This is a genomic window from Pandoraea sp. PE-S2R-1 (assembly GCF_002179865.1).
Taxonomy (GTDB): domain Bacteria; phylum Pseudomonadota; class Gammaproteobacteria; order Burkholderiales; family Burkholderiaceae; genus Pandoraea.
This window is the reverse complement of sequence record NZ_NGUR01000002.1, coordinates 118,576-139,834: the sequence shown is the minus strand read 5'-3', so window position 1 is coordinate 139,834 and position 21,259 is coordinate 118,576. Positions and strand designations below refer to the sequence as shown.

Below are 21,259 nucleotides of genomic sequence, written 5' to 3'. Positions count from 1 at the left end.
ATGGATTCCCTCTAAATGCCCTTAACCCTGCCACAGCTAGAACGCCACCTCTTCAAAGCCGCCGACATCCTGCGCGGCAAGATGGATGCCTCCGAGTTCAAGGAATACATCTTCGGGATGCTGTTCCTCAAGCGCTGCTCCGACGTCTTCGAACAGCGCCGCGCCGAAGTGATCAAGCTCGAAATCGATGCGGGCAAGACCCCTGCCGATGCTGAATTCTCGGCCGAGAACAAACGTTGGTACAAGAAGGATGGCTATTTCTGGGTGCCGAAAGAGTCGCGCTACAGCTACCTGGTCGACAACTCGCGTCAGGCCAACGTCGGAAGCCTTTTGAGCAAGGCACTCGCCGGGATTGAAGGCGACAACGTCAGCCTGTACGACGTTCTGGAGCACATCGACTTCACCCGGAAGATCGGCCAGAGCAAGATCCCTGACATCAAGCTGCAGCAGCTCATCACGCATTTCAGTCTGTACCGCCTGTGCAACGAAGACTTCGAGTTCCCCGACCTGCTCGGCGCGGCCTACGAATACCTGATTGGCGAATTCGCCGATTCGGCCGGCAAGAAAGGCGGCGAGTTCTACACGCCTCGCTCGGTGGTGCGAATGATGGTGCGGCTGATCAAGCCCGAGCTCAAGCACGACATCTACGACCCCTGCTGTGGCTCCGGCGGCATGCTAATCGCTGCTAAGGAATACATCGACGAGCACGGCGAAGATGGCCGCAAGGCCAACCTGTTCGGGCAAGAGTTCAACGGCACGGTCTGGTCCATTGCCAAGATGAACATGCTGCTGCACGGTATCAGCACCGCCAACCTGCAAAACGAGGACACCCTAGCCGAGCCGCAGCACGTCGAGGGTGGCGAGTTGATGCACTTCGACCGCGTGCTCACCAATCCGCCGTTCTCCATCCACTGGGGCAATACCGAGAAGGATGCCGACGACAAGCCCGCCTGGAAGCCCAAGTTCGAGGCTGAGCGCTTCCCCTACGGCCAGGTGCCACTGGGCGCCAAGAAGGCCGACCTGATGTTCCTGCAGCACATGTTGGCCGTCACGCGCGACGGTGGCATGGTGGCCACCGTTCTGCCCCACGGCGTGCTGTTCCGGGGCGGCGAGGAAAGGACCATCCGTGCCGGCATCATTGAGGACGATCTACTCGAAGCCGTCATTGGCGTCGCGCCAAACCTGTTCTACGGCACCAGCATTCCGGCCTGCATTCTGGTGCTGCGCCAGCGGGTGCAGAACGGTGCCAACCGCGTCAGCGGCAAGCCTGCTGAGCGCCAGGGCAAGGTGTTGTTCATCAATGCCGATCGCGAGTTTTTCGAAGGCCGAGCGCAGAGCTACCTGCTACCCGAGCACATTGAGAAGATCGTCACCACCTTCGACGAATTCCGCACCATCGACGGCTTCTCGGCCATCGTTGACAACGCCACGCTCAAGGCCAACGACTACAACCTCAACATCCGCCGCTACGCGGACAACGCACCGCCACCCGAGCCACACGACGTGCGCGCCCATCTGGTGGGCGGTATCCCCAAGGCTGAGGTGGCCAACAAAGCCAGCTTGTTCAGTGCCCACGGTCTGAACCCGATGGATCTTCTGGTGGAACGCGACGCCAAGTATTACGACTTCGCGCCTGCCCTCGACAAACGGCAGGCCCTCAAGCCGACCATCGAAAGCAATGCTGGTCTGGTTGCCAAGGAAGCGGCCATCCGGGTCGCATTCGAGCAATGGTGGCAAGACCACAGCGCACGCATCACGGCACTGTCCGGGCAAATGGACAACGCCGCCAGCCTCGTCGCCCTGCGCGACGACCTGCTGGCTAGCTTCAGCCAAAGCCTGGAGGCCATCGGCCTGCTCGACCCCTTTCAGGTACGCGGTATCGTCGCCGGTTTCTGGTACCAGACCAAGTACGACTTCCTCACCCTGATGGCGCGCGGCGCCAAGGGCGTGGCCGACGCCTGGCGCACCAGCATCGTTACCGCGCTGGAAGACAAGGCCAGCAAGGAAAGCCCGCTGGAGCACAAGCTGGTCAAGTTCCTGATGAGTGATTTCGTCGAGGCCATCACCGAGCTGGAAGCCAAGAAAGCAGAACTGGACAGTCAGATCAAAGCGGCCAGCCCCAAGGATGCCGAGGGTGAGGACGGCGAAGCCGCCGAGGCGGCGGAGGACGATGCCGACGAAGAGAGCGCCGTGGACGAAGCCCAGCTCAAAGCCTGGAAAAAGGAACTCACCGCCGTCAAGAAGCAACTCAAGGCCAAGAACGACAGCTTCAAGCAGCACATCGGCGCCGCCGTTGAAGGACTGACGCCCGACGCCGCCGGCGACCTACTGCTGACCATCCTGCACAACGACATGCAGGCCATCGTCGAGCGCTACATGGCCGCGCAGCGCAAGGAGATCGTGGCCACGTTCGAGAACTGGTGGGACAAGTACCGGGTGACGCTGACCGAGATCGAAGGCAAGCGGGATGAGGCTGCAAAAGCGTTGCAGGGATTCTTGAAGGGGTTGCGTTATGTCTGAGATCGCCAAAACAAAGGCAGTGGCATGGCCTGCAAGGCGACTTGGTGATTTGTTCCGAATTAATGGAGACCAAGTTGTGCCGATGGCATCCTTGAAGGCGGAGTTCGTGCACTACAGCATCCCTGCTTGGGATGCCACTGGCGGACCAGCTATCGAGCTTGGCGCTCAGATTGAAAGCAACAAGACCGCCATCTTTAGCCCTGCGGTCTTGGTGTCGAAGTTGAATCCCCGAAAGCCACGTGTCGCGGTAGTGCCGACACCTGCAGAACGTACGTGTTGTTCGACTGAATTTATTTGCTACCAACCAAAGCAGTCGTATGAAAACTTGAGCTTCTGGGCTGCTTACTTTGCCTCAACTGACTTCTCAGCACGACTTGCACGTGTGGCCGTCGGTTCGACTAACAGCCATACACGCGCGGCACCGAAAGAGACATTGAAGTGGCTTGTTCCTGAGGTGCCATCAGTCCAGCAGCAAAAAATCGCGCAGATTTTCGATACCCTCGACACCGCCATCCACGAAACCGAGGCGATCATCGCCAAGCTCAAGGCCGTCAAACAGGGTCTGCTACACGACCTGCTGACGCGCGGCATAGGCGCCAACGGCGAATTGCGCCCGGCCCAGGCCGAGGTGCCCCATCTCTACAAGGAGTCGCCTCTGGGGGGGATTCCGAAGGACTGGGCGTGCAAACCATTTGGTGACCTTTGTGAGTCGAGTGCGTTCGGTCCTCGCTTCCCGTCTGATGCCTATGATGAGAACGGGCCGCTTGCAACCCTTCGCACGACCGACATGGACGACGAAGGGAACATCACGCTGTCCACAATGCCTCGGGCGGCGATCGCACCATCGGTGTTCGCTGATCACCTGCTTCGGCCCGGAGACATCGTTATCTCGCGAAGCGGGACGTGCGGAGTGACCGGCGTCTTCGCCGGCCACAACATTCCAGTCGTCCCGGGTGCGTTCTTAATTCGATTCCGGATGCGCGATATTCGCTTGAACCGCTTCTACCGCCGGTACTTCAACTCCTCGCTGGGTCGGCCATATCTGGAACGTCTTGCAGTAGGCGGAGTGCAGAAGAATATCAAAGGCAGTGACGTGCTGTGCCTCCCCGTTCCAATCCCTTCGCCTGAAGAGGCGATCGCAATCGCTGAACGCGTGGAGTCCATTGGGAATGACATCGAGGGAAATGAGCAGCTGCTTACCAAGTTGACGCTCCAGAAGTCTGGCCTCATGGACGACCTCCTCACTGGCCGAGTCCGCGTCACGCCATTGCTGGCCGAAGCAGCACAACAAAAAGGGAGCGCCTGATGGGCTGGGAACTCGATGACGTCGAAAAACCGTTCGTAGCCCAGTTGGAGGCACTCGGCTGGTCCTATAACCAAGGCAGTCTCGACGATCCGGCAGTCACGGGTCGAACCAGTTTTGCCGAGGTGATTCAGGAGGGGTTGCTGCGCGAGCAGTTGCGCGCGCTGAACCCCGGTGCTGACGGCGCGCCCTGGCTGGACGATGCGCGGCTGTGCGAAGCCGTGGCGGCCATCACCCGCCTGGGAACGCACAAGCTGATGGAGGCCAATGAGAAGGCCACCACCATGTTGATCCGAGGCTTGACGGTGGAGGGTCTGCCCGGCTGGGACGGCGGGCGGGGTCAGACGATCCGCTACATCGACTGGGAGTCCCCGGCGAACAACCGCTTCTCGGTGATCAACCAATACCGCGTCGATTGCCCGCCCGGCTTCAATAGCGGCAAGGCCTTCATCGTGCCTGACCTTGTGCTGCTGGTGAATGGCATCCCGCTCGTGGTGGCGGAGTGCAAGAGCCCGTCCGTCCCTGAGCCGTTGGCCGAGGCCGTTGACCAACTGCGGCGCTACACCAATCAGCGCAAGGCCGCGTTTGAGGTGGACGACAACGAGGGCAACGAGGCGCTGTTTGCCACCAACCAGTTGCTGGTGGCCACCAGCTTCGACGAGGCACGCGTGGGTTGTGTCGGCGCGGCCTTTGAACACTACGCTCAGTGGAAGACGGTGGTCGGCCCTGATGGCGCGGGTAGCGAGATTGAGGTGGCGCAGACGCTGGACAAGTCTGCACTATCCGAGCAAGAACGCTTGATCGCCGGGCTGCTTTCGCCTTCGCATCTGCTGGATGTGGTGAAGAACTTCATGTTGTTCATGCAGACAGGCGGCCAGACCATCAAGACGGTGTGCCGCTACCCGCAATACCGGGCGGTGAGCCGGGCGATTGCGCGACTCAAGACCGGTCAGACACGGCTGCAGCACGGCGAACACGACAACCGCGGCGGCATCATCTGGCACGCCCAAGGCTCGGGTAAGAGCCTGACCATGGTGTTCCTGGTGCGCAAGATGCGCGCAGACGCCCAGCTGCGGCGCTTCAAGGTCATTGTCGTGACCGACCGTAAGGACCTGCAGGGTCAATTGTCCGTCACCGCCACGCTGACCGGCGAGGTGGTGGACGTCGCCGAGAGCACGGCGGGTGTGAAGGCGCTGGCGCGGCGCAAGGGCCCGGGGCTGATCTTTGCCACGATCCAGAAATACCGTGACCCGGACAGCGCTGGTGATGCGCCGCTGACTGCGGACGACCTGCCAAAAGTCGAGGATACGAAGGCCAGCTACAAAGGCGACGAGAAGTTTGAGGTGCTGAACGAGGACGACAACATCCTCGTGCTGGTGGACGAGGCGCACCGCACCCAGGCCGGCGACCTGCACGCCAACCTGCTGGCGGGCCTGCCCAACTGCGTGCGCATCGGCTTTACCGGCACACCGATCATCATGGGCGACAAGAAGCGCACCCATGAGATCTTTGGCGAGTTCATTGACCGCTACACCATCAAGGAAGCCGAGGCCGACGGCGCCACGGTGCCGGTGCTTTACGAGGGCCGCACGGCCAACGGCGCTATCAAGGACGGCGCTAGCCTGGACGAGCTGTTCGAGGACCTGTTCCGCCAGCACTCGCCGGAAGAGCTGGAGGCGATCAAGAAGAAGTACGCCACCAAAGGCCACATCTTTGATGCCCCGGCACTGATCGCGGACAAGGCCCGCGACATCATTCGCCACTATGTGACCAACATTCTGCCCAACGGCTACAAGGCACAGGTGGTGGCGTACAGCCGGTTGGCAGCGATCCGCTATTTCGAGGCCTTGCGTGTCGCTCGCGATGAGTTGCTTGCCGACACCCTGGCGCTTTCCCCTGAAGACAAGGCGCTGGATGACGAGGCGTTGTGTCAGCGTCCTATGAGCGTGCAGGCGGTGGTGCAGGCCTGGCGCTACCACGACACCCTGGCGCGCATCGAATTCGCGCCCATCATTTCGGGCAGCAACAATGACGACCCGGCGTGGAAGCAGTGGACAGACGGCGCGGCACACGAGCAACTGATCAAGCGCTTCAAGAAACCGCTGTTCAATGCCAAGCCAGAGAAAACCGACTCACTGGCCTTTCTGGTCGTGAAGTCAATGCTGCTCACCGGCTTTGATGCGCCGATTGAGGGCGTGATGTACCTCGACCGCCCGATCCGCGAGGCGGAGTTGCTGCAGGCGATTGCCCGCGTCAACCGCACCGGCTTTGGCAAGCGCTGCGGCATCGTGGTGGACTACTACGGCGTGGCCCAGCATTTGAAGGAGGCGCTGGCGGCCTACGCCGATGAGGACGTGGAAGGCGCGCTGGGCAGCCTGAAGGACGAGGTGCCGGTGCTGCGCGACCGCCATCTGCGCGTGGTGGATTTGTTCCGCCAGCGGGGAATCGAGTCGCTGGACGACACCGAAGCCTGCGTCGAGGCATTGGGCAGCCAGAAGTTGCGCGCCGAGTTCGCCGTCAAGCTCAAGGCATTCTTGGGGTCACTGGACACGGTACTGCCGCGACCGGAAGGGTTGCCCTATTCCGGCGACGCCAAGCGCCTGGCCTACATCTATGCCCGCGCCCGCAACCGCTACAAGGACACACCGGTACTGGGCAAGGATGTCGGCGCCAAGGTACGCAAGCTGATCGACGACCATGTGATCTCGCTGGGCATCGACCCCAAGATCCCGCCGATTCAGCTGACCGATGCCGAGTTTGATACACACCTTGCGCGTGCTGCGAACGAGCGCGCCAAGGCTTCCGAGATGGAGCACGCGATTCGCTCGCACATCCGCAAGCACACGGACGAAGACCCCGTGCTTTATCGCAAGCTCTCGGAGCACTTGAACGATATTCTCAAAACGCTGGGTGAAAAGTGGAGCGAGGTGATCTCGCAACTGCAGACGATCATCGACGAACTGCGCACGGGCACGGCGGGGAATGCCGATGCACCGAGCGACTTGCCCGAGCATTGCGCGCCGTTCCTACGCACCGTTCTGGATGTGGTTTGTGCTGGCCAGATGCCCACTGCAGCCGAGTTGCTGCGTCTGAAGGATGTGACCGTGGAACTGGTGGACCTGCTGGTGCAGGAGCTGCAAGGCAACCGCGATATCTGGAGCCCCCATAAACGTGCAGCACAGGAAGACTTGAACACGCAACTGTTCGAGCATTTGATGCGCCTTCGACCTCCCCTGGTGGACGCCGACAAGGCGGGCGTGCTCGCTGACAAGTTGATGGAACAGGCGCGCGCGAGTCACGACAAGTTGGTGCAGGTGTAAAGCAATGCTTGCGCCCTTGAAATCTACCGACCATCAAACGGACAGCCCCTCTTTTGAGGCAGAGGCTTGCATCCAGGTGGACGACTTGCAATTCACGATACGGCGCAGTGCCAGGCGCCGGACTATGCAAATCACGGTGGAACGAACTGGGGAGCTGGTTCTGAGCGCGCCGCCAGAAGTTGGCATCGACCAACTCCGTGGCTTTGTCAGCGAGAAGCGCTTCTGGATCTACACGAAGCTGGCCGAGAAGGACCGGTTGCAACGCAAGGTGCCGCGTAAAGAGTTCGTCGGTGGTGAGGGTTTCCTGTACCTGGGGCGCAGCCATCGACTGAAATTGGTCGATGACCAAGACACGCCCTTGAAGCTGGTGAACGGCCGCTTTGCACTGCGCCGCGATGCGCAGGCAGGCGCACGGGAGCACTTCATCCGCTGGTATAGCGAAAGGGCCCGTGTTTGGCTGTCGGGCCGCGTGGCCGACTACCAGTCACGCATGGAGGTGGCTCCGGCTGGCGTGAAGGTGCAGGACCTTGGGTATCGCTGGGGTTCTTGCGGCAAGGGCGACTGGCTGTACTTCCATTGGAAAGCCATCTTGCTGCCAGCCCGTATCGCGGAATATGTGGTGGTGCACGAGATTGCCCACCTGCACGAGCCACACCACACCCCTGCCTTCTGGCTGCGCGTTGAGCGCGCAATGCCCGACTATGCGCAGCGAAGGGCCTGGCTGGCGGAACACGGAATTGATGTTGAGGGGATATAGAAAAACATGGCGGACTATTTCACCAGTGACCACTTCAAGCTGCTGAACAAGTGGAAGGGCCAAAAGCGCGACGAATCCAACCCCGAGCAGAACCGCGCCTACGATGAATTGAAGAAGGCCTACGAGGTCACCGAGGCGTGGGCCAACGAGGTAAAGGCCAAGCTGTTTCCGACGGGGGTGGTCAAGGTTCGCAAGCGCCCGACCAGTCAGGCGAATTCCTTCCTGCCGTATAACTGGGCGCGCATCTATCCTGCAGCGGATTCACCGAAGGAACTGGCTTATACCGTTGGGATTGGGGCTGACGATGGCTTTGTGGTCAAGATCGATACGGTCGGGCTTGAAGATGGCGCCCCGGCGCGTCGTGACTACCTTGCGCTGCGGGGCCGCTATGACAACGCTTCGCCCATCGTCGCCATGCTTCCGACCTCGGACGGGCTCGGCAAATCATCGCTGGCTGAATTGGTCGATTGGAGCGTAGAGGCCATTCGCAAATTCCGCGTCCGTTATGACGAGGTGGTGACCAAGCTGGATTTGGCGGAAAAGCTAAGCGACGAAGATCTGCTCAAGCACTTCGATGGCAAGCCCGCCTTCAAAACCTTCCGGGCCTCTTGGACGGCGCAGGACAAAGCCACCTTTTGCAGGCTGGCCAGAGCCGTTCACGCGGCCGGGCTGGATTGGTGGCACATGGGCAAAGGGATTCAGGTTCGCTTTGGCCGCAAGAACCCTGGCAGTGAGCGTGCGATCGCCGTGCTCGGCGTGATCCGTGGCACTCGCACCCGAAAGATTTCCTGGACACGCGAAGTTGGTGCGGTGCCCAAGTTGAATCGGGAACCACTGACTGATGATTTGGTGGCGAAAATTGAAGCCGCCTTGGTCGCCGAACGCGAAGCCCTGGACGACTGGTTGGTATTGGAAACCGAACGCCCTGCTCTGTGGCCTGACCAACTTCGGGATGACCCCACGGAGTCCGACGAGGAATCCGATGACGAGGAGCCGCCGATAGATGCAGCCGTCATGCAAGCCTTCAATCGCATTTACTACGGGCCGCCCGGGACAGGCAAGACTTACGAAGTATCCAAGTTGCTGCGGCGGGACTATGAGCAGGCAATGACCTCGGTGTCTGCTGAGGAATGGCGTGGCCAGTTTGTCGCTGAAAGGATTGCCCCGCTGAAGTGGTGGGAAGGTGCTGTCCTGGCCCTGGTCGATCTGGGCGGCAAGGCGAATGTCAGCCAGCTGTTGGCGCACCCCTTCATCGATGCCATCGCCATTACCAAAGGTCGCAAGGACAACTTGCGGCAGACGATCTGGACGACGCTGCAGGAACGCACGGTTGACGAATCCGCGACCGTCAAACAGAAGCTGCGCTTTAGCCCGCAGGTATTCGACAAGCGTGAGGAGTCTGTTTGGCAACTAGCCGGTGAATGGGAAGAGGCCTGCGCCGACCTCGTTGCGTTGGTCAAGGAGTACCGAGCTGGCACCGAGTCTTCGGGATTCCTTCGTCACTACAGCTTTGTTACGTTCCACCAGTCGTATGGCTATGAGGAGTTCGTGGAAGGCCTGCGTCCGGTGCTGGATGACGATACTGATTCTGGTGCGATCAAGTACGAAATACGCCCAGGCGCGTTCAAGGATCTCTGCCGCAAGGCGCGTCTCGCACCGGAGCAGCGATTTGCCATGGTCATCGACGAGATCAATCGGGGCAACATCAGCAAAATCTTCGGCGAACTGATCACTTTGATCGAACCCGACAAGCGGGAGGGGGCAGAAAACGCAATCTCGGTCACGTTGCCGTACTCTGGCGAACCATTCTCGGTACCAACCAACCTTGACATCATCGGCACGATGAACACAGCGGACCGGTCGCTGGCCTTGCTTGATACGGCGCTGCGTCGCAGGTTCGACTTTGTGCCTGTTCTGCCAGATGCGCGAGATGAGGCGGGTGCGCCACTTTTTGGCCTTCGGGTGACACTGGGTGGGCAGGTGATCGACATTCCACGAATGCTATCCGTCATCAATCAGCGCGTCGAGGCACTCTACGATCGCGACCACTGCATAGGCCATGCTTACTTCACAGCGCTTGCACAGGTGCCGGATGGCGATGAAAGACTGGTGGCGTTGTCACAGGTCTTCAGTAACCGCATTGTCCCCTTGCTCGAGGAATACTTTTTCGAAGACTGGCAAAAAATCCGTCTTGTGTTGGCAGACAACCAGAAGCCCGAGGCGGCTCGGTTTGTGATTGAGAGCCAGGATCACGAAGAGGATCTGGCGAGCTTGTTCGGCATCGATCACGGCCTTGACACCTTTGCCACCAAGCAGCGCTACGTGGTTCGGGACGCGTCGTTCAACAACCCGGATGCCTACATTGGCATCTACCAGACGCTGCCAGCCTGATGAATGGCTTGACGATTTACGAATTTGACGCATTGGCAGCAGCTGGGGCGGACTTTTCGGGTATCGATGGCGTGCACCTGGTTCCGGCCACCGTATTTGGTTGGCTCGAAGAGCAATGCCTGCGGGCTGCGGACACAGGAGATGCCGCCTGGCTGCGGTGGGCCCAGCGTCGTGGGCGTCGTGTCATTCAGGTGACCAGCTTTGTCGGCGTCATTCGTGCGCCGGACGGATACCAGATAGAGGTGCTGCCGAAAGTAGGCAAGGCCATCGGTGGCGGTGCCGTCGAGGCGCGCCAGTTGCTGATTGAAATGCTGTGCTGTCTGCATGGCTTTCGGCATGTCCTTACCAATAGCGCCCTGCTTTTTGCGGCGCGGATGCCCCTACTGGAAATTTTCATCAGCGAGTTTCTGTGCGCTGTCGAGCACATCGTCAAGCGAGGGCTTCGGAGCGACTATCGCCTGCGTCAGGACAACTTGTTTGCCTTGCGCGGCAAGCTCCTGATGTCGCCACACTTGCGGCAGAACCTGTTCCGGGCAGACCGCTTCTTCACAGAGCACGATGAGTTTTCGACGGACCGACCAGAAAACCGACTAATACATGCGGCGTTACGTCGCGCATTGCTTCTAACAGGAACGCAGGCCAACCAGCAACTGGCCCGAGAGCTGGATTTCGTTTTTGCGGACGTTTCTCCTTCCACGCAAACACGAATCGATTTCCAGCAGGTGAGACTGGACAGAGGCATGGGCTACTACGTTGATGCCCTTGCTTGGGCACGCCTTATCTTGAACGAGGAGTCACCGCTGACGGGCTCGGGGCGCCACACAGCTCCATCATTGTTGTTTCCGATGGAGGCCGTCTTTGAAGCGTATGTGGCCAAGCATCTTGCGCGGCAGTTGACACCACCTCTCATTTTGAAGACTCAGGCACGCAGTCACCACCTGGTTCGCCATCGCGAACAGAATTGGTTTCGGTTGAAGCCGGACTTGCTGATTCGAAATTCAGATCAAGATTTACTGGTGCTCGACACTAAGTGGAAGTTACTTGATGGTTTGAAGGCGAACGGAACGGACAAATACGGTTTGTCCCAGAGCGATTTTTACCAGTTGCAAGCTTATGGGCTGAGTTATCTGGACGGCACTGGGGATGTTGTTTTGATCTACCCAAAAACGGATGCATTCGCCAACCCCCTGCCTGTATTTGATTTTCCGAAGGCCAGCGGGATGCGCCTTTGGGTGCTGCCGTTTTGCCTCAAGGAGCGTAGTCTGAAGCTGCCAGCTTTCTTGCAACTGCAGTCGATCTTTGTCGTGGAGAACAGCAACGCAACCCAGGCCGAGGATTTCAATGCGGTACCGGCCTGAGAACAATACGGACGGAAGATAGAAAAATGGCGCTTAATCTTGGCAAATCGGTCGTCGACTACCTGACCGCGCATCCTGATGAGAAATTCTCGGCCCGACAGATTGCTGAGTGGATTTTCGCGACCTTCCCGGACGAGTGTCACGCTAAAAAAGCCAGCAGCTCAGCGTTGGATACCGACGCAGACCTGCTACAGCAATTGGTGGCGGAGATCGGCTCGCAGCGCCCACGCCTGCAGAAAAAGCACCCCAACCTGAAAACGACTGAAGGCCGCCCCCGAAAGTACTACTTCTCAGAGAAGTCGGACAGCGCTGAGATCGCGGCGGTGGAGAGCGTTGGCGTCATTGCTCCAGTCGGCAAGGACGAGACCAAGCTCGGGGAGCACGGCCTGTACCCGTTGCTGAGCAGCTATCTTTGGGCAGAATTCGGGGTGTACTCGAAACGCATCGATGAGAAGCGCTCGACCAACAAGCGTGGGCCCAACGGCAACCGCTGGCTCTACCCGGATCTGGTCGGCATGGAAGACCTGGGCGCGGACTGGCACCAAGAGGTCAAGGATTGCGTCAATCAGTATTCGGACAAGCGCACCAAGCTGTGGTCGTTCGAGGTCAAGCTTCTGATCAACCGGTCGAACGTCCGAGAGTGCTTTTTCCAGTCCGTCTCGAACTCATCGTGGTCCAACTTTGGCTACCTGGTGGCTGCCGAGATTGAGGGGCAGGACACATTGAAGGAGCTGCGTATGCTGTTCGCGGCTCATGGCATTGGCTTGATCAAGCTGGATGTCGAAAATTCGTCCGAGAGTCAGGTTCTGATCCCGGCCAGAGAGCGCGGGGAGATCGACTGGGACACTGCCAACCGGCTGACGACCGAGAACAAGGACTTCCTGGGGTACGTGAAACTGGTGAAGCAGTTTTATCAGACCGGCGAAGCGCGGCTGGCCGACTGGGATGTGCCCAAAGAGGCCGAGTAAGTTGTGTGGAATCTCTCGAAGCGATTCGCGAGGGCGATGGCGGCCCGGGAATCTGGGGCACGGTATCACCCGGTCGAACACGCGTCCGATGGGCCAGAAGTTCAGCACGACGGCCCACAGGGCTTGGATCGCGCCGGTCCATGCATGGAGGATGGCGATGCCCCAGTCGGCAGCTGTAAGTTCGTCCGTCCAGCGCCGTCTGATACGCTACTATTGCGTCCAATAGTCAGGTGTTGCCGCGAGCCGTGCTTGGTTCCGCTAGAGCGTTGAAGGCGGGTGGGCAATCGAACCAAAGTGTTCCTGGGAATTGGGGGGCACATTTGGGGGCATGGGGGAATCCTGGAATTTTTAAAAGCCTTGTGTGTCAAGAATATGCCGGAGGAATTCCATTCCTGCAGCCGCACCAAACAAGCAAGGCCCACATGTTCGCATGTGGGCCTTTTGCTTTTGTGGACCTCAAAAAAATAGAACGTTGGTCTTCACACTAATTAAGCCTCGATTAAATCAAATATCAAGTGTGCCGCAATGGTCGCCACTCCCTACATCTAACCTACATATTCCGCCTGCATCGAATGATGTAGGAGTCTCGGTCGCATTACTCCCTTCAAAAATAAAATCCGAACATCATTCGATATTATCGATATGAATAAACGTTCGGACTACAGAGCATGGAAACTGACAACCCGCCAATTCTGAGAGGGGATTCCCTGTAGGCGCCTTCCTACAAGACCTCATGTCGCCTCAACGCCCTGATGATTCATGCCGAATCTCGGCGTTCATTTTTGCCTCTATTTAGCGGAGTTAAGGCCTTTCCATCACTGGAATCTTAAGAAAAACGATCAAAGGAAAAAACAAATTCGGACTGCATCCGAGTGTTTGTATATGAATGAAATGACGTATCGGTAAGGGAATGAAATTTGGTAGACTTTTTCATCCAAACTACGTTGGAGGCCGAACCGATATGTCGTATCGCATTGACCGCACCGAACGTAACGATTCCCCCACCGCTATCGCTCGCGCGGTCCGAATGCGGATGAGTGTGGCACCCAGTCAAAACCTCTCGCATCAATCCTCCCCTTCAGCATCTCCCGTACGCACCGCAATGGCGGCCGCGCTCAGCGCCGCTGCGCTAGTCACCTTCCCGATGTCACAAGCGTTCGCCGCAGGCGGCACCGGTGGTTGCACCGCCGCGCCGGGTGTTACCTGCGCAGGCGGTAGCGCCGGCGCACCGAACGGTGGCGCCGGGACGGATGCGAGCAATACCAACGGCACCGGCGGCAACGGCGGTGGCGGCGGGAGCGTGGATGGCACGGGCGCCGCAGGCAGTGGCGGCAATGGCGGTGCGGGTGGCACCGGTGGCGGCGGTGGCGGCAATGGTGACGCAGGTCAGGCCGGCTCCGGCGTACCCGGGCTTTCGGGTGGCACCGGCGGTACCGGTGGCACCGGCGGCGCGACAAACGTCACCGGTGCACTCGGCAACGGCGCGGGCGGCGGCGGTGGCGGCGCGGGCGGGGTCGGTATCGAGCTCCCCGGCGGACAAACCAACAGCGGCGCGATCGCGGGCGGACGCGGTGGTAACGGCGGCGGCGGTGGCGGCACCGACAGCACGGGTACCGGCGGCGGCGGCAATGGCGGCGGCGGCGGTGCAGGCGGCGTCGGGGTGCAACTCACCACCAGCCAGCAATCCACCAACACCGGCACCGTCGTCGGTGGCCAAGGCGGTAACGGCGGTGGCGGCGGCAGCTTTGGCAACGCGACCTCTCCGGGCAGCGGCAACGGCACCAATTTCATCGCAGGGAACGGCGGCGCAGGCGGCTCAGGCGGCGACGCCGTCGTCTCGGCACAAGGCGGCACGTTCGTGAACGGCACCTCAGGCGTTGTCACCGGCGGTGCCGGTGGCAACGGTGGCGGCAGCGGGTCAGTCAGCGCCAACGGTGCCGTGGTCCCCTATGGCGGACGCGGTGGCGACGCGGGCGTGGGCGGCAATGGGGCAACCCTTTCCGGCGGCAGTACCGTAACGAATAGCGGCATGATCACCGGCGGTAACGGTGGCAACGGGGAAAATGGCGGCGCCGCACTCGCCACTGGCGCCCTTGCGGTTTCCGGCAACGGCGGGCTCGGTGGCGCGGGCGGCGTCGGCGTGCTCATCGACGGCAGCGGCAGACTCAACAACCAGACGACCGGCACGATTGTCGGCGGCAACGGCGGCACAGGCGGTGGCGGCAGCGCACAAAGCGCGACCTTCGTCGGTGGTACAGGCACCGGTACCGTTACCGGCGGTGTCGGCGCCGACGGCGGGCAGGGCGGCGACGGTGTCCGGCTCAACGGCGGCGGCGTCGTGACGAACGCCGGCACTATCCTCGGTGGCGTGGGCAATCGCGGCGGCGGCGCTGGCAACAGTACAGGGACCGGCGTGGGCGGTGAGGCGGCGGCCGGCGGCAACGGGGTCAGCCTCGTGGGCGCCGGAACGGTCACCAACGCGTCGACCGGTGTCATCAAGGGCGGTCAAGGCGGTGACGACAGTGCGGGCGGCGGCGGCGGAGGCGGCGTGGGCGGCGACGGCATTTCCCTCAGCGGCAACGGGACTGTCAGCAATTCCGGTGTCGTCACGGGTGGCGATGGCGGCAATGGCGGCAACGGCGCTAACACAACCGGTGGTCATGGTGACGTAGGCGGTGCGGGTGTACGCGTCGCCGGGACCGGGACGGTGACCAACGCCACCAGCGGCAAGATTACCGGCGGCGATGGCGGTACCGGCGGCGGCGGCGGGAACGCCACATCGGCGGGCGGCGCAGGCGGTGGCGGTGGTGCCGGGGTGGTAGTCACCGCCGGAGGCTCCATGAATAACGCCGGCACGATTACCGGCGGTGTTGGCAACCGGGGCGGTGGCGGCGGCACCAGTAGTGTTGGCGGTGCGGGCGGCGCCGGTGGCGCAGGTGTGTTGGTGACCAACAACGGCGGCACTATCACGAATACGGGCTCGATCAGCGGCGGCGCTGGCGGTGCGGGCGGGACCGGCGGTACCGCTGGTGCATCAGGCGCGGGTGGGATCGGTGTGCAGGGCCAGAACGTGGCGGTGATTAATAGCGGCACCATCACCGGCGGCACCGGTGCGGACGGCACCGTCGCCGACGCCATTCAATTCAGTGCCGGCACCAATTCGCTCGAACTGCGCGCCGGGTCTGCCATCACCGGCACCGTCGACGCGAATGTCGGCACCAACACGTTCATCCTCGGCGGCAATGCCAACAGCAGTTTCAATACGTCGCTGATCGGTCCGACAGCACAGTACCAAGGTTTCTCGGCCTTCCATAAGACGGGCACCAGTGTCTGGACACTCACCGGCAGTACCACCGCACTCACGCCGTGGACGCTCTACGCCGGGACGCTGGTCGTTAGCCAAGACAGCAGCCTTGGTGCCCCCGGCGGCGCGCTGACGTTCAACGGCGGCACGTTGCAACTCGGCGCGAGTTTCAATCTCGCTGCCGGTCGTGCAGTCGCACTCGATACCGCCGGCGGCACGATCGATACGAACGGGTTCAACTCGACGATCACGCAGGGCATCACCGGCACCGGGGCACTGACCAAGATCGGCGCCGGGTCGCTCGTGCTCAACGGCAACAGCACCTACACGGGGGGAACGAGCATCAATGCCGGGGTACTGGCCGTGGGCGATCCCACGTCCTCTGGGGCGGCGCTCTCCGGTGGCGGCGCGGTCACGGTAGCCAGTGGCGCAACGCTGGGCGGCTACGGCAGCGTCACGGGTTCAGTGCAGAACAACGGCACCGTCGCAGTTGCCAACGCCACGCCGGGTTTTGCCTCCGGTGCCACGGGCAACCTGACGGTCAACGGCACGTTCACCAACGCCGCGCTGCTTCAATTGGCAGGCCCGGGCGTCGGCAACACGCTGACCGTCGCAGGTAACTACGTCGGCCAGCAAGCGACGGCATCGCTTCGCACGCAACTGGGCACCGACAATTCTCCGACCGACAAGATCATCATCAATGGCGGAACGGCGACCGGCAGCACGACGCTGAAGATCGCCAACGCGGGTGGCAAGGGCGGGCAAACCACCGGTGACGGTATTCAGGTCGTGCAGACGGTGAACGGGGCGTCAACGGCGGGCTCGGCATTTACCGGCGGCACGGCGAATGCAGGCGCTTATACCTACTACCTGTACCGCGGTGGCATTACCCCCGGCACGCAAGACAACTGGTATCTGCGCTCGACCACGCTCGACCCGACCCGTCCGCCGATCGACCCGATCGTGCCCGTCCCGCCCGTCGATCCCGAAACGCCGCTGTATCGAACCGAAGTCCCGGTCTACTCGCAGATTTCGGCGTTGGCGCGCGAGATCGCCGTGCAGCAGATCGGCACGTTCCACGACCGTATGGGCGGGCAGGACCTGCTGGATGAAAACGGCAAGTGGGGCGGTGGCTGGGGCCGTGTGTGGGGCGACCATATGTCTCAAGACCACACGGGTACGGTGAATCAGTCGTTCAGCGGCACGATCTTCGGGTTGCAGGTCGGGCAGGACGTCTATTCGAACACGACCGATAGCGGCTACCGCGACCACGCCGGTCTCTTCTTCGGCTTCGCCCGAGGCAGTGGCGACGTGAAGGGCTTCGCATTGGCCACGCAGGATCTGGCCGCCGGCAGCCTCGCCATCAACTCTTACAGCCTTGGCGCCTACTGGACACGTATCGCACCGAGCGGTTGGTATGTCGACACTGTGTTGATGGGCTCGACCATGTCGGTGAATCCGTCGTCGCTGCAAGGCAATACCGCAACGACACGGGCGAATGCGTTCACGGCGTCGCTGGAAGGCGGGCTGCCGTTGCCGCTGCCCTACGGCTTGTCGCTCGAACCGCAAGCCCAGTTGATCTATCAGTACACGCACATCAACGACCTGACCGATCCGGCGGCGACCGTGTCGTTCAAGAGCGCCAACGAACTGATCGGGCGGCTCGGTTTGCGACTTCAGACGCAGTTTCAGGCGAATGGCATCAACTGGAAACCGTATCTGCGTCTGGACGTGCTGCGCTACTTCGGCGGCACCGACACCGTGAACTTCTCCGACACCACCAAGATCGATTCGTCAGTCGGGTCGACACAAGGGCACGTGGGCGCTGGCGTTTATGCCAAGCTGAATCAACGTGTCAGTCTCTACCTGACGGGCGGCTACTGGTTCAATCTGGGCGGCTCGCACCGGAGCACGGCGGAAGGCAATGCCGGGGTCCGTCTGAGCTGGTAGTGCTGTTCAGACATTCTGATTGCTAAGTCATCCGAAGCATAAAAAAGGAGCCGCGATTTCGCGGCTCCCTTTTTTTCATCAAGATATATCCGGACGATGATCACCCGATCATGCGCCGGGCGAGACTCGTCCGAATCGCGCTACCCGTTAAAACGCCCGCGCGAAAATCTCCTCGATCTCCGCTTGCTCGGCGCGACGCGGATTCGTAAATCCGCAGGCATCCTGCATCGCATTCGCGGCCAGCGTCGGGATATCTTCCTTCTTCGCACCCAACTCCGTCAGACCGGCAGGGATGCCGATGTCTTTCGAGAGACGGCGAATCGCAGCAATCGCCACCTTCGCCCCTTCCGCATCGCTCAGCCCGTCGACCTTCTCGCCCATGGCTTGCGCGATATCTTTCAGGCGTGCGGCGCTGACGCTCGCGTTGAACTCTTCCACGTGCGGCAGCAGAATCGCGTTGCACACACCGTGCGGCAGGTCATAGAAACCGCCCAACTGATGCGCCATCGCATGCACGTAGCCCAGCGAGGCATTGTTGAATGCCATCCCCGCGAGGAACTGCGCATACGCCATGTTTTCGCGTGCCGTCATATCGTCGCCATGCGACACCGCACGACGCAGATTTTCTGAAATCAGCGTCACGGCCTTGAGTGCGCACGCGTCGGTGATCGGCGTGGCAGCCGTCGAGACATACGCCTCGGTCGCATGCGTCAGCGCGTCCATACCCGTGGCGGCGGTGAGCCCCTTGGGCATCGCCGCCATCAGTGCCGGGTCATTGACCGACAACAACGGCGTGACGTTGCGATCGACAATCGCCATCTTCACGTGACGTGCCTCGTCCGTGATGATGCAGAACCGCGTCATTTCGCTCGCGGTGCCTGCTGTGGTGTTGATCGCGATCAGCGGCAACTGCGGCTTTGCCGACCGGTCCACGCCCTCGTAATCCGCAATCTTGCCGCCGTTGGACGCGCACAGCGCAATCCCCTTCGCGCAGTCGTGCGGCGAGCCGCCGCCCAGCGAGATCACAAAGTCGCAATGGTTCTGCTTGAGCAGCGCGAGACCCGCTTCCACGTTCGACACCGTCGGGTTGGGTTTGGCGCCGTCGAAGATCACCGCCTGAATGTCCTGTTGCGTGAGCAGCTTTGCCACTTTCTCGGCGACACCGGCCTTGGCGAGGCCAGCGTCGGTCACGATCAACGCACGACGGAAATGGTATTGAGGCAGGGCGGCAATCGCTTCGTCGAGGCTGCCGATGCCCATCATGTTGACGGCGGGAATGAAGAAAGTCGTGCTCATGGTTATGCTCCTTATATCTGTTCTGTGAGGGGCGCACCACGACCACGCGGCCGGCAAATTCAACACTGCCGGTCGCGTCGTCGCAGGGGGGAATGCGGGATCTTCTCGCAGGCATTAAAGACAGCTTCCGCCTATCGGCGGGCCGCGTCTTTGATCTGCGGCAAACAGGGACGCAAATGCACAAAGCGTCGAAGGACTCTACAAATCGGGCTTAACAATGCCTGCGAATGCTTAGAAGAAACCCAGCGGATGAATGTCGTAGCTCACCAGCAGATTCTTGGTCTGCTGGTAGTGATCGAGCATCATCTTGTGAGTTTCGCGCCCGATGCCCGACTTCTTGTAGCCGCCAAACGCGGCGTGCGCGGGATACAGGTGATAGCAGTTCGTCCACACGCGACCGGCCTGAATCGCGCGGCCCATGCGATAGGCGCGGTTGATGTCGCGTGTCCATACACCCGCGCCCAGACCGAACTCGGTGTCGTTGGCAATCGCGAGCGCTTCGGCTTCGTCCTTGAACGTGGTGATACCGACCACGGGCCCGAAGATTTCTTCCTGAAACACGCGCATGCGGTTCTCGCCCTTGAGCAGCGTCGGCTGAATGTAGAACCCGGACGCAAGCGGCCCGTCGAGCATCTCGATACCGCCACCGGTCAACACCTGAGCGCCTTCCTTGCGAGCGAGATCCAGATACGTCAGGATCTTGTCGAACTGCTGCTCCGATGCTTGCGCGCCGACCGCCGTATCGGTATCGAGCGGATCGCCGCGCTTGATGCGGGCGACCTTGGTCATCACCACTTCCATGAACGGCTCATAGATCGATTCCTGCACCAGCGCGCGCGACGGGCAGGTGCACACCTCTCCCTGATTCAGAAATCCCAGCACGAGCCCTTCAGCGGCCTTCTCGATGAACTCCGGCTCGCCACGCATGATGTCGTCAAAGAAGATGTTCGGCGACTTGCCGCCCAGCTCGACCGTGCTCGGAATCAGGTTGGCGGCCGCGCGCGACAGAATGTGTCCGCCGACCGGCGTCGACCCGGTAAAGGCGATCTTGGCAATGCGACGGCTCGACGCCAGCGCTTCACCCGCTTCGCGCCCGAAACCCTGCACGATGTTGAGCACGCCCGGCGGCAGCAGGTCGCCGATCAGCTCGGCGAACAGCGTGATGGTGAGCGGCGTCTGCTCGGCAGGTTTGAGCACCACGCAATTGCCCGCAGCGAGGGCAGGCGCGAGTTTCCACGCGGCCATCAGCAACGGGAAATTCCACGGAATGATCTGGCCGACGACGCCCAGCGGCTCATGGAAGTGATAAGCGGCCGTGTGCTCGTCGATCTCGGCGCTGGTGCCTTCCTGTGCGCGAATGCAACCGGCGAAATACCGGAAGTGATCGACGGCCAGCGGCATGTCGGCAGCGAGCGTCTCGCGCACCGGTTTGCCGTTGTCCCACGTCTCGGCGACGGCGAATTTCTCCAGATTGGCTTCGAGCCGGTCGGCAATTTGCAGCAGAATGCGCGAGCGCGCCTGCACCGGCGTTTTGCCCCATTTCGCCGCAGCAGCGTGGGCCGCGTCGAGTGCCAGTTCGATGTCGGCGCCACCGGAGCGCGGAAACTCACCGATGACTCCCCCCGTCACCGGCGACGTGTTGGTGAAGTAGCGTCCTTCGACGGGCGGGACGAACTTGCCGCCGATGTAGTTTTCGTAACGCGGCTGCAAGGTCAGCAGGGCACCGGGGGTGCCGGGCGGGGCATAACGCATGTTGTGTCTCCGGATATTGTCGTGTCGGTGGCATCGAGGCCACGCACGTCGGTAAGCAAGTCGCGGGCCAGCCCGGCAGATCGTTGCCTGACGGGCATGACACGCGTGAGCCGCGCTCGCCGATGCGCCGAAACCGTGACACGTGTGTCACCCCTTGTCTCGCGGGCGGGACACCGGGCGCGCGACCGCCGTGACACTGATGGCTAATGGCATCGCGCTGCCGATAGGCGGGGTCGCGAACCGGCCACGGGCATGGCTGACATACCTCATTGCAATCACCTGCGGCTTGCGACATGCTTCGGGGACGACTTCAAGGTCATCCGGCACGGGGAGACAACCA

The 21,259-nt window shown here is 61.2% G+C and carries 10 protein-coding genes; 8 read left to right on the top strand and 2 right to left on the bottom strand.

Annotated features, from left to right (window positions below; all coding sequences use genetic code 11):
- Positions 1-15: 15 nt before the first annotated feature.
- The 8 genes from CDV44_RS00565 (at position 16) to CDV44_RS28640 (ending at position 17,871) form a co-directional block, all read left to right on the top strand.
- Positions 16-2,520, top strand: coding sequence for a class I SAM-dependent DNA methyltransferase (locus tag CDV44_RS00565; protein WP_087686262.1), 2,505 nt, complete (start codon positions 16-18; stop codon positions 2,518-2,520).
- Positions 2,513-3,826: a restriction endonuclease subunit S gene (locus CDV44_RS00560; RefSeq protein WP_087686261.1), complete on the top strand. Its 1,314-nt coding sequence runs from the start codon at positions 2,513-2,515 to the stop codon at positions 3,824-3,826. Before CDV44_RS00565 ends, CDV44_RS00560 begins: the two co-directional genes overlap by 8 nt.
- Positions 3,826-7,143 carry a type I restriction endonuclease subunit R gene (locus CDV44_RS00555; RefSeq protein ID WP_087686260.1) on the top strand — a complete coding sequence of 1,106 codons (3,318 nt, stop codon included), beginning with the start codon at positions 3,826-3,828 and terminating at the stop codon, positions 7,141-7,143. Before CDV44_RS00560 ends, CDV44_RS00555 begins: the two co-directional genes overlap by 1 nt.
- A 124-nt stretch (positions 7,144-7,267) precedes the next feature.
- Positions 7,268-7,900, top strand: coding sequence for a M48 family metallopeptidase (locus CDV44_RS00550; protein ID WP_249277355.1), 633 nt, complete (start codon positions 7,268-7,270; stop codon positions 7,898-7,900).
- A gap of 6 nt (positions 7,901-7,906) precedes the next feature.
- Positions 7,907-10,291 carry an McrB family protein gene (locus CDV44_RS00545; RefSeq protein WP_087686259.1) on the top strand — a complete coding sequence of 795 codons (2,385 nt, stop codon included), beginning with the start codon at positions 7,907-7,909 and terminating at the stop codon, positions 10,289-10,291.
- Complete coding sequence (locus CDV44_RS00540) at positions 10,291-11,649, top strand: McrC family protein (RefSeq protein ID WP_087686258.1); 1,359 nt, start codon at positions 10,291-10,293, stop codon at positions 11,647-11,649. The genes CDV44_RS00545 and CDV44_RS00540 overlap by 1 nt, the downstream gene beginning before the upstream one ends.
- Positions 11,650-11,675: 26 nt before the next feature.
- The gene (locus tag CDV44_RS00535; protein ID WP_087686257.1) at positions 11,676-12,617 is read left to right on the top strand and encodes a COG2958 family protein; all 942 of its coding nucleotides are present in this window, start codon (positions 11,676-11,678) and stop codon (positions 12,615-12,617) included.
- A gap of 1,102 nt (positions 12,618-13,719) precedes the next feature.
- On the top strand, positions 13,720-17,871 hold the full coding sequence (locus CDV44_RS28640) for an autotransporter outer membrane beta-barrel domain-containing protein (RefSeq protein ID WP_170935812.1): 4,152 nt from the start codon (positions 13,720-13,722) through the stop codon (positions 17,869-17,871).
- Between the two features lie 147 nt (positions 17,872-18,018).
- Here CDV44_RS28640 and yiaY read toward each other — a convergent pair whose 3' ends face one another.
- Positions 18,019-19,167: an L-threonine dehydrogenase gene (gene yiaY / locus CDV44_RS00520; RefSeq protein ID WP_087686255.1), complete on the bottom strand. Its 1,149-nt coding sequence runs from the start codon at positions 19,165-19,167 to the stop codon at positions 18,019-18,021.
- A gap of 231 nt (positions 19,168-19,398) precedes the next feature.
- Positions 19,399-20,919 carry an aldehyde dehydrogenase family protein gene (locus CDV44_RS00515; protein WP_087686254.1) on the bottom strand — a complete coding sequence of 507 codons (1,521 nt, stop codon included), beginning with the start codon at positions 20,917-20,919 and terminating at the stop codon, positions 19,399-19,401.
- Positions 20,920-21,259 lie beyond the last annotated feature (340 nt).

What these genes read in the sequence shown, in the direction of transcription:
- CDV44_RS00560 (WP_087686261.1), top strand. Translation starts at nt 2,513, where the DNA reads ATGTCTGAGATCGCCAAAACAAAGGCAGTGGCATGGCCTGCAAGGCGA.
- CDV44_RS00515 (WP_087686254.1), bottom strand. Translation starts at nt 20,919, where the DNA reads ATGCGTTATGCCCCGCCCGGCACCCCCGGTGCCCTGCTGACCTTGCAG.
- CDV44_RS00535 (WP_087686257.1), top strand. Translation starts at nt 11,676, where the DNA reads ATGGCGCTTAATCTTGGCAAATCGGTCGTCGACTACCTGACCGCGCAT.
- CDV44_RS28640 (WP_170935812.1), top strand. Translation starts at nt 13,720, where the DNA reads ATGGCGGCCGCGCTCAGCGCCGCTGCGCTAGTCACCTTCCCGATGTCA.
- CDV44_RS00555 (WP_087686260.1), top strand. Translation starts at nt 3,826, where the DNA reads ATGGGCTGGGAACTCGATGACGTCGAAAAACCGTTCGTAGCCCAGTTG.
- CDV44_RS00565 (WP_087686262.1), top strand. Translation starts at nt 16, where the DNA reads ATGCCCTTAACCCTGCCACAGCTAGAACGCCACCTCTTCAAAGCCGCC.
- yiaY (WP_087686255.1), bottom strand. Translation starts at nt 19,167, where the DNA reads ATGAGCACGACTTTCTTCATTCCCGCCGTCAACATGATGGGCATCGGC.
- CDV44_RS00550 (WP_249277355.1), top strand. Translation starts at nt 7,268, where the DNA reads ATGCAAATCACGGTGGAACGAACTGGGGAGCTGGTTCTGAGCGCGCCG.
- CDV44_RS00540 (WP_087686258.1), top strand. Translation starts at nt 10,291, where the DNA reads ATGAATGGCTTGACGATTTACGAATTTGACGCATTGGCAGCAGCTGGG.
- CDV44_RS00545 (WP_087686259.1), top strand. Translation starts at nt 7,907, where the DNA reads ATGGCGGACTATTTCACCAGTGACCACTTCAAGCTGCTGAACAAGTGG.